The sequence below is a fragment of the Desulfurellaceae bacterium genome (assembly GCA_021296095.1).
Classification (GTDB): Bacteria; Desulfobacterota; Binatia; order Bin18; family Bin18; genus JAAXHF01.
The window spans coordinates 1-13672 of sequence record JAGWBB010000072.1 but is presented as its reverse complement, the minus strand read 5'-3'; the positions used below and the strand labels follow the sequence as shown (position 1 = coordinate 13672).

The following is a 13672-nucleotide window of genomic DNA, read 5'->3' as shown; positions in this document are numbered from 1 at the left end:
GCGGGACGTGTGAAGCCGCTGACTTTCCGAGCACGGGTGAGAATGTGACCCTGGTGTGGCAGGAAGCCAAGCAGAACTTCGTCATCACCGACGGCAGTACCCTGCCCACGGACAGCTCCGCCGTCGAAAGCGAAGTCACCGGCTTTCTGGAGAATCCCGCCCCCAACTCCTTCCAGAGCGGGGTCGGGCTGCTGTCGGGCTGGGTATGTGAGGCGGATAGCGTCACCCTGGAGATCGACGGTCAGACGTATACGGCCGGCTACGGCACCGACCGAGCCGACACGGCCGACGCGTGTGGCGACAGGGACAACGGTTTTGGGCTGTTGTTCAACTGGAACGAGCTGGGCGACGGGGACTACGAGGCCATCGCCCGGGCTGACGGGGTGGCGTTTGACCGGGCCACAGTACGGGTGGTGACGCTGGGCACGAATTTTCTGCGGGGCGCGCACGGGACATGTGAGGTGGTGGACTTTCCAGAGGTCGGCGACACAGCGACCCTGACCTGGCAGACGGCCCAGCAGAACTTCGTCATTACCGAGGTTTACCGAGGTACGGTAGGGGCGGGTGTCACACCCGTCCCTCCGGGGTGGCGCGCGGATGGAGGTCAGGCTCCTGCGCCCATCCGACCTCGGCCCGCGGCCCTTTCTTTTCCTCCCCTGAGAATGCTAGACGAAGGACAGTTCATATTCGCCCGACACACAAGGAGGAAGGAGCCATGGCACAAGATCTCGAAGCCCGCATCCAGGCGCTGGAAGCCCAGGTGCAGGCCCTGCAGGACCGTGAGGCGGTCCGGGCGCTGCGCTACCGCTATCATAAACGAAGGGCAGCTGGCCGCAATCCCGGACCTGTTCACCGAAGATGGCGACCTGGATTTCGGCTATCTGGGCAAGGCCCGCGGCCGGGAGGAGCTGACCACGTTTTTCGGCGGTGTGTCCCAGCTGCTGTCGTTTGTCAAGCAGTTCGTTCATAACCACGCGATTGAGCTTGAGGGGGACGGCGGTACCGGCTACAGCTACCTCGAAGCCAAGACCATCTCCAAAGGCGAGGCATACGTGGTGGCCGCCCGCTACGACGACGAGTACGCCAAGGAGAACGGCCAGTGGAAGTTCAAGAAAATGCACCTCACCCCATACTTCACCGTGCCGCTGAAAGAGGGCTGGGCTCAGGAAGACCGGCTCAAGATGGGCCGCTAGACACGCGCTGAAAAAAGGAGGACGAGCATGGCCTACCAACAACTCAGTCTGGATCAGGTCACCACCGCAGCCACCGGCTTCAACGGCCCGGAAGGCGTGAGCGTTGACCGCGAGGGCAATGTCTACGGCGGCGGGGCGGACGGTATCATTCGTAAGCTGGCCCCCGACGGTACGGTAACCGAGCTGGCCAACACCGGCGGTCGGCCGGCCGGCATGGCCCTGGACCGCGACGGCAACCTGTTTGTGTGCGACCCCGGCAAGGCTGCGGTCCTCAAGGTCAGCCCGGACGGCACGGTCAGCCTGTTTGCCGATCAGGTCGGCAGCATAAAACTGACCCTGCCGAACTTCCCGGTCTTTGACGCCGAGGGAAATCTGTACGTCTCAAACTCCAGCGATATCGGGGTGGGCGACTTTGACAAGCTGATGGCCGAGCTGCAAAACCCGTCGCCTAAAGGCAGTCTGGTCCGCCTGCGCCCGGACGGCAGCGGCGAGGTGGCCGCCACCGGCATTTATTTTGCCAACGGCACGGCCATCGATCCCAACGAAGAGGCGGTGTATGTGTTGCAGTCCAGCCAGCACAACTGCGTCCGGGTGGCCATGCACAAAGACGGCAGCCACGGCCAGCCCGAGGTGTATGGCGACAACCTGGGCGGGTTGCCCGACGGCATGGCCTTTGACACCGAGGGCTATATGATCACCACCCTGCCGATGATCAACCGGCTGGTGGTGGTCGCTCCCGACGGCAGGGTCTCGACCCTGATCGACGACCCGGACGGCACCAAGACCAAGGGGCCGACCAACTGCGCCTTTGGCGGCCCAGACTTTGACGACCTGTATATCGCCCACCTCGAAGCCGACCATGTGGCCAGGGTCCACCTCGGCCGCAGAGGCCACCCGTTGTACGACCGGCGCTAGGACGTTTGCGGCCCTCGTAGGGGCGGGTTTGAAACCCGCCCCTACGAAGGAATCTTCCAGGCAGGCGAGCTACGGCTGTCTAGTCGGCCGCCTCTCGGCCAGTCTCCCCGGCCAGACCCGGAATCTCAAGCGGCTCGGTGGTCACGAAAAACATGAACAGCAGACTGCACACCACGCCGAGTGCAGCCACCAGGTAGAACGGCAGGGTCCAGCTGCCGGTGCTGGCCACAATCGCCCCGGCCGTGATCGGCCCAAAGATGCAGGCTAGATTGCCGCTGGTATTCATCACCCCGGAAATCGCCCCAACCAGCCGCGGGTTCAGCTCCAGCGGCATGGCCCAATAGCCCGCCACGGCCAGCGACAGCAGGAAGTAGAAGACGACGAACAAGACCACCGACACGGTGCTGGAGGCCACGCTGATGGCGCCAAGCAGGAAGGGCAGGGACACGCCGATGGCCAGGCCACAGGCTGGTTTCCTCCGGGCGGTGCAGGGGAGGCGCGCCGGAACCCCCCCCTCAGTCCCCCTTTTTCAAAGGGAGAGGCGCGCCAGTGCTGGGGGATTCCGGTTGGGGATCGAGCGGTGTGGAGCGCTGGGCTAGAGGTCTTTGACCGACTGCTCAATCATACGGTCGAGCTGTTCGGCCTCCTCCTTGGCCATCCGGGTGCGCTGAGCCAAAACCTTGCCCCACGAGTCGCCTTGGTATTTGTGGAAGCGCTCGGTGTTCCACAGCTCGGCGCGCTTAAATGATTTCGGGCAGTGGAAGTAACACTCCTCAACCTCGACCTTGATCGCCATCTGGGCTGACCGGCCGCGCGCGCTGAGCTTTTCCAGCAGCGGCGGATCGTCCACAATGCTGGCCCGACCGTTGACGCGCATGGTCCACTCCTCGCCCGGGATGAGGAACAGCAGGCCGACGTGCGGGTTGGCCAGGATGTTGCCGATGCTCTGAAACATCCTGTTACCGGCCCGGTCGGGCAGATACACGGTGTGCTTGTCGGCGACGTGGATGAAACCCGGCGGGTCGCCCTTGGGCGAGGCGTCGCAGCGGCCCTCGGCGTCGGCAGTCGAGACGATGACAAACGGGCACTGGGCCAGAAAGCGCTCCGCGGCCTCGTCGATATACGGCAGTCGGTGCTCGGCCGCCAGTTCGTGGGGGGCGCCAAAACGGACTGCGAGGTCTTCGGTCGTGCTGGGAACGGTGGGCTGTGTTGACATCACTCTCTCCTTCCGTGGGACACAGGGTCGTTTGATCCTGTCCTACTCCATTGCCTGATCGCCCGTCAAGAGAAAATCCGCCAGCCGCGGCCAAGTCTTGACACGGGCCGGCCGGGTGTTCCATGCTACCGGCCAGAATCTAACAAGGAGGGACAGTATGGCAACGGAAGACATGCACACCACAGTGGCGCGTTTTACGGACCTGGAGCCGATCGACTACTCCAGCTTCATCAAGAACTACAGGCCGGACGGGACCCAGGGTTATGCCCTGATCGGCAAGGCCGGCAAGACCAAACCGCCGATTGCCGGCGACCACGGCTTCTACATGGGCATTAACAAGGTCAGCCCGGGCAAGGGAGCCCCGCTGCACAGCCATCCCAAGCCCGAGGTATTTGTCGTCCTGTCCGGCCAGTGGACGTTTTTCTGGGGAGAAAACGGCGAAAATGAGGTCAAGCTGGGTCCGTGGGATACGATCTCCTTTCCGGCCCAGACCAACGAGGGATTCCGCAATATCGGCGACGAAGAGGGCCATCTGCTGGTGGTGTTGAGCGGCTCCGAGATCGGCAAGGTGACCTTCACCCAGAACACGGCCGAGGCCCAGACCGCCAGCGCCTCAGCCTAGCGAAAAGGAGCAACAGCCGTGGCGACATTTTCGGTTGATCAGGTCGAAATTTTTGGCAAGGGCGTGCTGCAGGCCGAGGGCGTGGTGATCGACAAGGACGGCAACGTCTACGGCGGCGGGCGCAACGGCATCATGTACAAGGTCAGCCCGGACGGCGCGGTCAGCGAGTGCGCGACCCTGCCCGAGGGCTCGATTCCGAACGGCATCACCCTGGACCGCGAGGGCAATATCGTCTACTGCGACCTGGGCAAACAGGCGGTGATGAAGGTTGCGCCCGACGGCCAGGTGTCGCTGGTGGCCGACCAGGTCGGTGACGTCAAGCTGACCCTGCCCAATTTTGCCAGCTACGACGGCGAGGGCAATCTGTACATCTCGAATTCGAGTACGGCCACCATTGACACCGCCCTGGCCGAAATGAAAACCCCGGCTCCCAACGGCGCTCTGGTCCGCGTCCGGCCCAACGGGCAGAGCGACGTGGTTGCCACCGGCATCTATCTGGCCAACGGCACGGCCATCGATCCCAACGAAGACGCCGTGTACGTGCTGGAGAGCACCCGCAACGACTGTCTGCGCATCCAGCTCAACAAGGACGGCAGTTTCGGCAAGCCCGAGGTCTACTCCAAGGACTTCCCGGCCCTGCCGGACGGCATGGCCTTTGACACCGACCGCAACCTGTACATCACCCTGCCGGCCCGGATTGAAGACGGCGGCATGAGCCCGGCCCACCAGATCATCAAGGTCGATACCGACGGCAACTGGACCATGCTGGTCGATGATCCCCAGGGCCAGAAGCTCAACTTTCCGACCAACTGCGCCTTTGGCGGTCCGGGTCTCCAGACCCTGTACTTCGCCAACCTGGAGGGCGACCACTTCAGCTGCGTGCAGACTGCGGTCACCGGCCATCCGCTGTACCACCAGCGCTAGGACAGGAGGGCGCCATGAAAGCCATGCGGGCCCACCAGGCCGGTGGGCCGGAACAGCTCCGCTATGAAGACGCCCCAGAGCCGTCGCCCGGTGACGGCCAAGTCCTGGTGCGGGTCCGGGCAGCCGGCATCAACCCGGCCGACCTGGTCCGGCTGTCGGGCAAGCTGACCCCGCTGAAATTTCCGTATATTACCGGAACCGACGTGTGTGGCGAGGTCGAAGCACTGGGCCCGGGCGTGACCGGCATCACGCCCGGTGACCGCGTTTTTGGCCGCTCGCTCGGCGCCGGCTATGCGGAAAAGACCTGCCTGCTGGCCCGCGAGGCCATCCCGCTGCCCGACGGACTGTCGTTCGAGGAGGGGGCGGCCATCCCGATCCCGTTTTACACCGCCTACTATGCCCTGCACCACAAGGCCGGCCTCACGGCCGGTGAGACCGTGCTGGTCACGGCCGGCGGCGGCGGTGTCGGAGTAGCCGCGATTCAGCTGGCCAAGGTGGCCGGGGCGCGGGTTCTCACTACGGTCGGCTCGGACGACAAGGCCGAGCGCACCCGTCAGCTGGGGGCGGATGTAGCGATCAATTACAAACAGCAGGACTTTGCCGCCGAGGTGCTCACACACACCGAGGGCAAAGGAGCGGACGTCATTGTTGAGAACGTGGCCTCGGATAATCTGGCCGCCGACTGCGCGGCCGTAGCCCGCAGCGGCCGCATCGTCCTGATCGGCACCGGGACCGGCAAGGCGCCCGACGCCACTTTTGGCGTGCTGCCGGCCCTGATCAAGGATATTACGTTTTACGGCATGAGTCTGATCAACGCCGACGACGCGATCCCCGACATGGCGGCCGCCATCGGCCGGCTGTTTGAGGCGGGCAAACTCACCGCCCCGGTCAGCAAGACCTATCCTCTGTCCGAGGCGACCCAGGCGCTGAACGATCTGCTGGACGCCAAGGTGTTCGGCAAGCTCGTCCTCAGGCCCTAATCCGACCAGACACGAAAGGAACGCTATGGCACTGACATTAGCCCTGGCCGAACAGTTTATCGCCGCCTGCAAGCAGAAAGCCCAGGACCAGGGTTGGCAGATGAGCTTTGTGGTGGTCGACGTGGCCGGCAATCCGGTTGCCTCGGCGCGTATGGACGGGGCGCGCTGGATGACCGCCGGCATTGCCCAGAGCAAGGCGTTTACCGCCGCCACGTTCAAGCGCAGCTCAAAAGAGGTCGGCGAGCTGGCCCAGGCCAGACCCCAGCTGATCGACAATGTGATCAACATTGTCGGCCGGCCCTTGCTGCTGGCCGGCGGCGGCCTGCCGCTCATCGTCGGCGGCGAACTGATCGGCGGCGTTGGCGCCAGCGGCGGGACGGAAGACGAAGACGTCGAGTGCGCCCAGGCCGGCCTAGCCGCGATCGGAGCGGAGTAGCCAGGCTTGCCGCCCCTCAATATCCTGCTGCTCGGCACATTCGGTGAGGGAGCTGTCGAACGCGTCAAGGCCGTCGTTCCCTCGGCCCGGGTCGTTGACGCGCGCGGCACCTTCGAGGTCGAGTACGCCGAGACCTGGCCGGCGGAGAGCGTCCAGCGCTATGTCTCGCAGCGCGCCATCGCCGACAACCCCTCGACCCGAGCCGAACGCGACGCGCTGCTGGCTGCGGCCGACATCATCTGCCTGCGCTTCCCCTTCCCGCTCGACCTGCGCTCCCGCGCCCCCCGCCTCAAGTGGCTGCACCAGACACCGGCCGGAGCCTCCAACCTGCGCCGGGGAGACATCTGGGGCAGCGACGTGCTGGTCACCACCTCGCGCGGCCTGAACAACTGCCTGCCGATTGCCGAGTATACGCTGGCCACGATTTTTACCTTTGCCAAAGCCCTGCCCCAGGCTTTTCATGACCAGGCGCGGCGCCGTTTTGACCGGCGTCAGTACCGCTCAGTCCTGATTCAGGACAAGACCCTGGGCGTCATCGGCCTGGGCGGTATCGGCAGCGAGGTGGCGCGGCTGGCCAAGGCCGTCGGCATGCGGGTGCTGGCCACCCGCCGGTCGGCGACAAGCGCCCAACGTAACGTGCAGGGAGTGGACGAGCTGCTGCCGGCCTCGGACCTGCCGCGCCTGCTCGAACACAGCGACTTTGTCGTGCTGAGTACCCAGTGGACGCCTCAGACCGAGAAGCTCATCGGTGCGGCCGAGCTACGGCTGATGAAGCCGAGCGCCTGTCTGGTCAATATCGCCCGGGGAGAGCTGATCGATCAGCTCTCCCTGGTCCGGGCCCTGGAAGGCGGGGAGATCGCTGCGGCGGCGCTTGATGTGTATGTGGACGAGTTCAGCGGTCCGCCGCCCGAAGAGCTGTGGCGGCTACCCAACGTCCTCATCACGCCCCACACTTCGGTCAGCACCGATGTCCAATACGCGCGCGGGCTTGAGCTGTTCTGTGACAATCTGCGGCGCTATGAGCAGGGCCAGCCCCTGCTCAACGTCCTCGACTGGGAGCGCGGCTACTAGGACTCCTTGGGGCCGATGTCCCGGTCCCACAGAAACTTGGCAACCGGCAGGACGGCGACACCCAGGGCAATCTGCAATACACCAGACGACCCCTCCTGGCCCATGGTCTGGTAGCCGTTCATGATCCAGTAACATCCAACAAAAACCAGTGCCAGCGCCGTGGCTTTCATGGGCGTCTCCTTGTGTCTCGTCCGGCTCCTGCACGTCCTATGGCACGAGGCCACGGGTCAGGTCAAGCGGTAGGGGCGGGTTTCAAACCCGTCCCTCCGAGGACACCAGAACCCCCCGGCGCATCCGGGCTCTCCCCTCTGAAACAGGGCATCCTCATTGCTGTGTCAGGCTGCGATGGATGATCGCAATCCAGCGCTCGGCGCTGATCATACCCGCCTGCCAGTCTTTCCACTCGTCCGGGAAGCCGGCCTGGGTGATCTGCTCCAGGCTCTGTTCGGCCGCAATCCGCTGGCGGACAATGTCGGTCGTCTCGACCAGCATGCGGTGGTAGGCCCGCAGCTCGTCCTTGCTCGACAGGGGTCCGTGGCCGGGGATGACACGCACGTCATCGGCCAGCTGATCGAGCACGGTGGCAATGTTGGCGGCGAACTGCTCGACATCGCCCCCGCTGTCGAGATCGACAAACGGAAAGCTGCCGGCAAAAAAATGGTCGCCCATATGGACGACGTTTGAGCCGGTGAAGAATACCACGCTGTCCCCGTCGGTATGCCCGCGCGGAAAATGCACGACCCGGATCTCCTCGCCATTAAAATGAATCGACACCGACTCGTCAAAGGTGACAACCGGCCAGGCAGCCTGGGGGGCGGCCGGGATCGCGCGGCCGCCTATGTTCTGCTCGGTCATGAGCCGCTTACGGACGTTGGTATGAGCGATGACTGGCGCCTGCTGGCCAAACGTCGCATTGCCGCCGGTATGATCGCCGTGCCAGTGGGTGTTCAGAATGAATCTGAGCGGCCCGTCGGCCAGCCCGGCCAGGGCGAGCTGAATCTTGTCGGCCAGGGGCGCAAACTGATCGTCAACAATCAGTAGCCCGTCGGCCCCGACCAACACGCCGATATTGCCGGCCGCAGGGTTGGCCCTCAGCATGTGGACCGCCCCATTGACCGGGGTGGCGCTGACCTCCACTTCGCTGAAATCCTGCTGGGCAAGGCTGAGGCTGGCGCTCAAGACAAACACACCGAGCCAGACGCCGCAGTACATCACCTGTTTCATAACCTGCTTCCCTCCCGCCCGGGGGTTTTAGCGATTGACCAGCTCCCAGGCCAGTTTTTTGGCGGTCTCAAGGTCCGGCACAAAATGTTCCTGAGGCAGGTGCTCACGGATACCGAACACCTCCAGGGCTTCCGCAGCCGGGCCGGACAGGCCGGTCACAACACAGCCCCGGGTCTCCGTCTGGGCGGCCGTGGCCAGATCATCGACGACAAGAGCCGCGCTGTCGTCCAGGGAGGTCGTTTCCGAAAAGATGATCGCGCCGTACAGCCCGGCAACCGGCCCCAGACCGGAGGCCACGCCAAAGGCCAGGGCCAGCGGCAGAGACACCACCGCTGCGGCGATGCCGCCAAAAATATCTCCGCGCAGGATTTGTAGATCGAGCCGCATTGCTCCTCGTCTTGCCGGCGGTTTTGGCCTCGGTTAGGATCGGCAGCGCGTCCCCGGATGCCGCCGTGGGGCGGTATCCTAGCTGAGGCAAACAGCCCGAACAATGGGCCACAAGGAGTCGTTGTGAACCTGTCCGCCCGGTCTTGGGCTGTGCTATTGAGCGTGTTTCTGTGTCTGGCCGTCTCAGGCTGCGGGTCGAGCGACCCGCCCCAGGCGCAGCCCTTTGTGGTGTTTGCCGCAGCCAGTCTTCAGGACGTGGTGGCCGAGCTGGGGACGCGTTTTGCCCGAGACCAGGGTGTCGAGCTGGTCTACAATTTCGCCGCCTCGAACACCCTGGCCCAGCAGATTGAGGCCGCTCCGGTCGCGGATGTGTTTTTGTCGGCCAACGTCCGCTGGGTCGAGTTTCTTGAACGGGCCGACCGGCTGGTTGCGAGCAGCCGCCGCAATTTTGCCTCCAACCGTTTGGTCGTCATCAGCCGCCACGATGCGGCCCTAGCCCTCAGCCACCCCCGGCAACTGGCCACGGCACAGTTCTCGTTCCTGGCTCTGGCCGACCCGGACGCGGTGCCGGCCGGTCGGTACGCCAGGGCCTTTCTGCAATCGGTCCGGGTCGGTGAGCGTGATCTGTGGCAGCTGCTCAGAGACCGGCTGGCGCCAACCTCGGACGTGCGAGCCGCCCTGGGTCTGGTCGAGTCCGACCCGGCCATCATCGGCATCGTCTACCGCACCGACGCGGCACGCTCGTCCCGGGTCAAGGTGTGGTATGAGGTGCCGGCCCAGCCCCGGAATCCGATTGTGTACTGTGCGGCTGCGGTCAAGGGCCGGCCCAAGGCCGTTCTGGCCGAGCGGTTTCTCGACCTGCTGGGCAGTGCGCAGGCCCAAGCGGTGTTCGCCGAGCACGGTTTCGTCACCGATCCATCTCTTGCTTTCCACCCGGACAGCGGGCAAACAGAGGAGCGGAAGGAAACAAAACCTCCTCTCCTGGGAGGGAAAGAGGAGGAGACCAGAGCGGAAGAATGATGCTGCGTCAAGACCTCGTCTCCATCCTGCTGCTGACCCTCAAGACCGCCTCGGTTGCCACGGTGTGTATGATGGTGCCGGCCACCCTGCTGGGATATACCCTGGCCCGGCGCGATTTCCGGGGTAAAAACCTGGTGTCGGCCCTGGTCGGTCTGCCGCTGGTCTTGCCACCGACTGCGGTCGGCTTTCTGCTGCTGCGCCTGTTCGCCGTCGATGGTCCCCTGGGACGCCACAGCCTGGGCTTCGACCTGGGCCTGCTGCTGAGCTGGAGGGCTGCCGCGCTGGCCGCTGCGGTGATGTCGTTTCCGCTCGTCGTGCGGACCGCCAAAGTGACCTTTGAGGGCATCAACCCGCGGCTGGAGATGATGGCCAAGACTCTTGGCCACAGCACACTGGCGACCTTTTTTCGCTACACCCTGCCGCTGGCCAGACGCGGTCTGCTGACCGGCCTCATCCTGGGTTTCACCCGGGCGCTGGGCGAGTTCGGCGCCACCGTGACCATTGCCGGCAATATCCCGGGCCGGACCCAAACCCTGTCCGCAGCTATCTTCAGTGCCCAGCAGCTGGGCGACACAGACCGCGCCTACGCCCTGATGCTGCTGGCCCTGGGCCTGGGTTTTATCGCCATCCTGAGCGCGGAACTCCTGTCCCGCGCGCCAAGATCAACTCTATGACCAACTCTATGACCAGCCCCATGACCGGCGCCATAGCCGGCCTCCCGGCCTCCACCCTGGTCGCACGCGTGCGGCTGGCGCTGGACCGCTTTGACCTGAACGTCGATATCACCACCCGCCACCAGGTGACCGGCATCTTTGGCGTGTCGGGCTCGGGCAAGACCAGCCTGCTCGAAGCCATCTGTGGGCTGCGGCGCGAGGCCCGGGGCTACATCCGTCTCGACGACGAGGTGTGGCTGGACACGGCCAGGCGGACCTGTGTCAAACCCGAGCGGCGCAACATCGGCTATGTGCCCCAGGACGGCCTGCTCTTTTCGCATAAAAACGTCCGCCAGAATCTGCTGGCCGGCGCCAGACGGGCGGTCCGCAACGGCCATCCGCTCCGGGTCACGCTGCGGCTGGTGACCGAGATTCTGGAGCTTGGCCCCCTGCTTGAGCGCAGCGTGACCACGCTGTCGGGCGGAGAGCGCCAGCGCGTGGCGCTGGGCCGGGCAATCTGTTCCGGGCCGCGCCTGTTGCTGCTCGACGAACCCTTTGCCTCGCTCGATCTGGCCCTGCGGCGCAAACTGCTGCCCTTTCTGCGTCGCATTCGGTCCGAGTTTCGGATTCCCATGCTGTTTGTGTCGCACGACCCGCTTGAAGTCCAAGCCTTGTGCGACGACCTGATCGTGCTCAGAGATGGCGCGACCATCGCCCACGGCGAGCCGCGCCAGGTCTTGACCGACCCGGACATTTTTTCCCTGGCCGAACAGCAGGGGTTTGAAAACATCCTGCCGTGCCGTCTGATCGACACCCAGGCCAGCACCTGTCGGGTTCGTCTGGGACACCGGCCGCTCGGGACAGACGCGCACGCCGGCTCGCGGCCGGTCGAACTGACGACCATGAGGGCCGAGGCCCAGCCGGGCGACCTGATGCTGGCCAGTCTGCCGGCCACCGACATCATGATTGCGACCCACAAACCCCAGGGGCTGTCGGCCCGCAACATCCTGCCGGCCCGCATTACCCGGCTGCGTCTGGTCGGTTCGGTCGGGCTGGTCACGGCCGAACTGGCCGCCGACCTGCCGCCCCTGACCATCGAGGTCACGGAGACGAGTTTTGTTGAGCTGGGGCTGCGGCCTGAGCGTCAGATTTTTCTGGTCATCAAGGCGACCTCGTGCCGCCTGTACGAGGGCGAGCGCCGCCTGGCGCCGGACTGAGCCGAGCTGCAGTGTGTCCTCATTCCGCCGCCCCCTTCCAGGCCCGGTAACTGTCCGGGGTCATGACTTCCCAGTAGTGGCAGCAGGCCCGGTTTTGACAAAAGGCCATGATCTGAGAGGTCAGGTGTCGCTTGCGGTAGTAGCGCAGCTCAAAGGGATAGCGCTTGATTTTTTTGGTGAAACGACCGCACTCTGGGCAGCGTGCGCTGACCAGCTTGTCTTTGTTCCAGACCTCTTGAATTGCCATCGGTCACTTTGGGGCGCGCAGATCAGACGGGAAGGACGCCAGCATGGATCATGTCGTAGGGGTCTACCAGGGCATAGTACGGGATAACCGCGACCCGCAAAAGAGGCTGCGGCTCAAGGTCGAGGTGTTTGAGGTGCCGGGCGTGGCCGAGTGGGCGCTGCCGTGCCTGCCGCCGGGCGTGGAGACCCTGCCCGGCGTCGGCGAAACGGTCTGGCTGGTGTTTCAGGGCGGCGACCGCCGCAAGCCGGTCTGGCTCGGCGTGCTGCCGGGCAGTCTGACCTAAGCCGGCTGAAACGGCCCGGCATACGAGACCCCATACTCCAGGGCCAGGCTCCACAGCTGATGGCCGAGCAGCAGGCCGCCGAGCAGCAGGCCGACCGCCAGCGCCAGGCTGGTGCCGGCGATGAGGCTGGCGCTGGAGTCGGTTCGGAGCCGGGTTGTCCACACCACCCGCATGCCCGGCGGCGGAACGCGGCCGGACCGCAAGACACGCACGGCAAAGCTGGCCAGCAGGCCGGCCAGACCGCCGAGCACCAGCCCGCTGCTCACCGCCCAGACCTGATACAGCTGTTTCAGCCCGGCGGCGGCCAGGCGTGGATGAGTCGTGCGCAGTTCCAGCATCGAGTTGAAATACGCCTGGGTGTAGACCAGGGCGGCCAAGCCGAGGGCCAGCGTCAGCACCGCAGCCAGCACCGCACGGGTTCTGATAAGCGGGTCGGCGGGGATGGAGTAGTGTGTCATAGGATTTGGCGCCGGTCTGTTGTCGGGAGTGCCTCAGTTTGCGTGTCTTTCCTGGAGGAGCATGAGCCTACTCCGAAATCCCCCTGCGCTTCGCGCTTCCCCCTTTGCCACAAGGGGACTGAGGGGGATTTTCCGGTGCGAGGGCCGGCGCGAAAGCGAGCCGCTGGGAGCTATACGGGGCAACCATTCCAAACTGAGACATCACTCTGTTCTCCGTTCTGTTACCCCGCCACCACGATTATGCTAGCCTGTCGCCCCATGGCAAACGACTCCCTGTCCGACACCCGCCGCCAGAGCTACTGGCGTAAGAATCTGACGATTGTCGCAGTCCTGCTGAGTATCTGGTTCAGCGTGTCTTTCGGCCTGTCTATCATCTTTATCGACTCCCTGAACACCGTCCGGGTGGGCGGCTTCCGGCTAGGCTTCTGGATGGCCCAGCAGGGCTCGCTGTACATCTTCGTCATCCTGATCTTTGTCTACGTGTGGCTCATGAATCGTCTGGACCGGGCCTACGGCGTCCACGAACACGACCCGGCGGGCGGGGAAGCATGATGGACATCGATCCGGTCCGCACCTGGACCTTCATCATCGTCGGTCTGTCGTTTGCACTATACATCGGCATCGCCTTGTGGGCCAAGGCCGAGTCAACCAGCGATTTTTATGTGGCTGGCTCCCGGGTCGGAGCGCTGGCCAACGGCATGGCGACTGCGGCCGGCTGGATGAGCGCAGCCTCGTTCATCTCCATGGCCGGCATGATGTCCTTCCTGGGCCGGGACGGCGCCATGTATCTGATGGGCTGGACCGGCGGCTATGTGCTGCTGGCCCT

Annotated in this window: 20 protein-coding genes; 13 read left to right on the top strand and 7 right to left on the bottom strand. The window is 64.6% G+C overall.

Annotated elements, in window-relative coordinates:
• A partial coding sequence (locus J4F42_16410) for a nuclear transport factor 2 family protein (GenBank protein MCE2487099.1) occupies window positions 1-1193 on the top strand: 1193 nt, incomplete at its 5' end.
• 27 nt (window positions 1194-1220) lie between these two features.
• The gene (locus tag J4F42_16405; protein ID MCE2487098.1) at window positions 1221-2108 is read left to right on the top strand and encodes an SMP-30/gluconolactonase/LRE family protein; all 888 of its coding nucleotides are present in this window, start codon (window positions 1221-1223) and stop codon (window positions 2106-2108) included.
• Window positions 2109-2187: 79 nt separating this feature from the next.
• Here J4F42_16405 and J4F42_16400 read toward each other — a convergent pair whose 3' ends face one another.
• Together J4F42_16400 and J4F42_16395 are read right to left on the bottom strand one after the other, a co-directional pair.
• Entirely contained in the window at window positions 2188-2556 is a 369-nt protein-coding gene (locus tag J4F42_16400) for an MFS transporter (protein ID MCE2487097.1), read from the bottom strand.
• A gap of 147 nt (window positions 2557-2703) precedes the next feature.
• Complete coding sequence (locus J4F42_16395) at window positions 2704-3324, bottom strand: pyridoxamine 5'-phosphate oxidase family protein (protein MCE2487096.1); 621 nt, start codon at window positions 3322-3324, stop codon at window positions 2704-2706.
• A 157-nt stretch (window positions 3325-3481) separates the two neighbouring features.
• On the opposite strand from J4F42_16395, the gene J4F42_16390 reads away from it, so the two are divergent.
• Genes J4F42_16390 through J4F42_16370 form a run of 5 tightly spaced genes read left to right on the top strand, consistent with a single transcriptional unit; the run spans window position 3482 to window position 7357 of the window.
• Window positions 3482-3946 carry a cupin domain-containing protein gene (locus tag J4F42_16390; protein ID MCE2487095.1) on the top strand — a complete coding sequence of 155 codons (465 nt, stop codon included), beginning with the start codon at window positions 3482-3484 and terminating at the stop codon, window positions 3944-3946.
• 18 nt (window positions 3947-3964) lie between these two features.
• Window positions 3965-4870 (top strand): SMP-30/gluconolactonase/LRE family protein, encoded by a 906-nt coding sequence (locus J4F42_16385; GenBank protein MCE2487094.1) that lies wholly within the window; start codon window positions 3965-3967, stop codon window positions 4868-4870.
• A gap of 14 nt (window positions 4871-4884) precedes the next feature.
• On the top strand, window positions 4885-5850 hold the full coding sequence (locus tag J4F42_16380; protein MCE2487093.1) for an NADPH:quinone reductase: 966 nt from the start codon (window positions 4885-4887) through the stop codon (window positions 5848-5850).
• A gap of 25 nt (window positions 5851-5875) precedes the next feature.
• The gene (locus J4F42_16375) at window positions 5876-6286 is read left to right on the top strand and encodes a heme-binding protein (GenBank protein MCE2487092.1); all 411 of its coding nucleotides are present in this window, start codon (window positions 5876-5878) and stop codon (window positions 6284-6286) included.
• Window positions 6287-6292: 6 nt separating this feature from the next.
• On the top strand, window positions 6293-7357 hold the full coding sequence (locus J4F42_16370) for a hypothetical protein (protein MCE2487091.1): 1065 nt from the start codon (window positions 6293-6295) through the stop codon (window positions 7355-7357).
• On the opposite strand, the gene J4F42_16365 is transcribed toward J4F42_16370, so the two are convergent.
• The 3 genes from J4F42_16365 to J4F42_16355 all read right to left on the bottom strand — a co-directional run bounded on the left by J4F42_16365 (window position 7354) and on the right by J4F42_16355 (window position 8968).
• Window positions 7354-7527, bottom strand: coding sequence for a hypothetical protein (locus J4F42_16365; GenBank protein MCE2487090.1), 174 nt, complete (start codon window positions 7525-7527; stop codon window positions 7354-7356). The two genes, J4F42_16370 and J4F42_16365, sit on opposite strands and share 4 nt — an antisense overlap.
• 154 nt (window positions 7528-7681) lie before the next feature.
• Window positions 7682-8581, bottom strand: coding sequence for an MBL fold metallo-hydrolase (locus tag J4F42_16360; protein MCE2487089.1), 900 nt, complete (start codon window positions 8579-8581; stop codon window positions 7682-7684).
• Between the two features lie 27 nt (window positions 8582-8608).
• The gene (locus J4F42_16355; protein MCE2487088.1) at window positions 8609-8968 is read right to left on the bottom strand and encodes a hypothetical protein; all 360 of its coding nucleotides are present in this window, start codon (window positions 8966-8968) and stop codon (window positions 8609-8611) included.
• A 123-nt stretch (window positions 8969-9091) separates the two neighbouring features.
• On the opposite strand from J4F42_16355, the gene modA reads away from it, so the two are divergent.
• Genes modA through modC form a run of 3 tightly spaced genes read left to right on the top strand, consistent with a single transcriptional unit; the run spans window position 9092 to window position 11858 of the window.
• The gene (modA, locus tag J4F42_16350; protein ID MCE2487087.1) at window positions 9092-9988 is read left to right on the top strand and encodes a molybdate ABC transporter substrate-binding protein; all 897 of its coding nucleotides are present in this window, start codon (window positions 9092-9094) and stop codon (window positions 9986-9988) included.
• Window positions 9985-10662 carry a molybdate ABC transporter permease subunit gene (gene modB, locus J4F42_16345; GenBank protein MCE2487086.1) on the top strand — a complete coding sequence of 226 codons (678 nt, stop codon included), beginning with the start codon at window positions 9985-9987 and terminating at the stop codon, window positions 10660-10662. The genes modA and modB overlap by 4 nt, the downstream gene beginning before the upstream one ends.
• Entirely contained in the window at window positions 10659-11858 is a 1200-nt protein-coding gene (gene modC / locus J4F42_16340) for a molybdenum ABC transporter ATP-binding protein (GenBank protein MCE2487085.1), read from the top strand. The genes modB and modC overlap by 4 nt, the downstream gene beginning before the upstream one ends.
• A 19-nt stretch (window positions 11859-11877) precedes the next feature.
• Here modC and J4F42_16335 read toward each other — a convergent pair whose 3' ends face one another.
• Complete coding sequence (locus tag J4F42_16335; protein MCE2487084.1) at window positions 11878-12105, bottom strand: hypothetical protein; 228 nt, start codon at window positions 12103-12105, stop codon at window positions 11878-11880.
• Window positions 12106-12148: 43 nt separating this feature from the next.
• Between J4F42_16335 and J4F42_16330 the strand changes: the two genes are divergently transcribed.
• On the top strand, window positions 12149-12388 hold the full coding sequence (locus J4F42_16330) for a hypothetical protein (GenBank protein ID MCE2487083.1): 240 nt from the start codon (window positions 12149-12151) through the stop codon (window positions 12386-12388).
• Here J4F42_16330 and J4F42_16325 read toward each other — a convergent pair.
• The gene (locus J4F42_16325; GenBank protein ID MCE2487082.1) at window positions 12385-12846 is read right to left on the bottom strand and encodes a hypothetical protein; all 462 of its coding nucleotides are present in this window, start codon (window positions 12844-12846) and stop codon (window positions 12385-12387) included. The two genes, J4F42_16330 and J4F42_16325, sit on opposite strands and share 4 nt — an antisense overlap.
• A gap of 258 nt (window positions 12847-13104) precedes the next feature.
• Here J4F42_16325 and J4F42_16320 point away from each other — a divergent pair, with 258 nt between their 5' ends.
• The gene (locus tag J4F42_16320; GenBank protein MCE2487081.1) at window positions 13105-13398 is read left to right on the top strand and encodes a DUF4212 domain-containing protein; all 294 of its coding nucleotides are present in this window, start codon (window positions 13105-13107) and stop codon (window positions 13396-13398) included.
• On the top strand, window positions 13395-13672 hold a 278-nt coding region (locus J4F42_16315), incomplete at its 3' end, for a hypothetical protein (GenBank protein MCE2487080.1). The genes J4F42_16320 and J4F42_16315, both read left to right, overlap by 4 nt.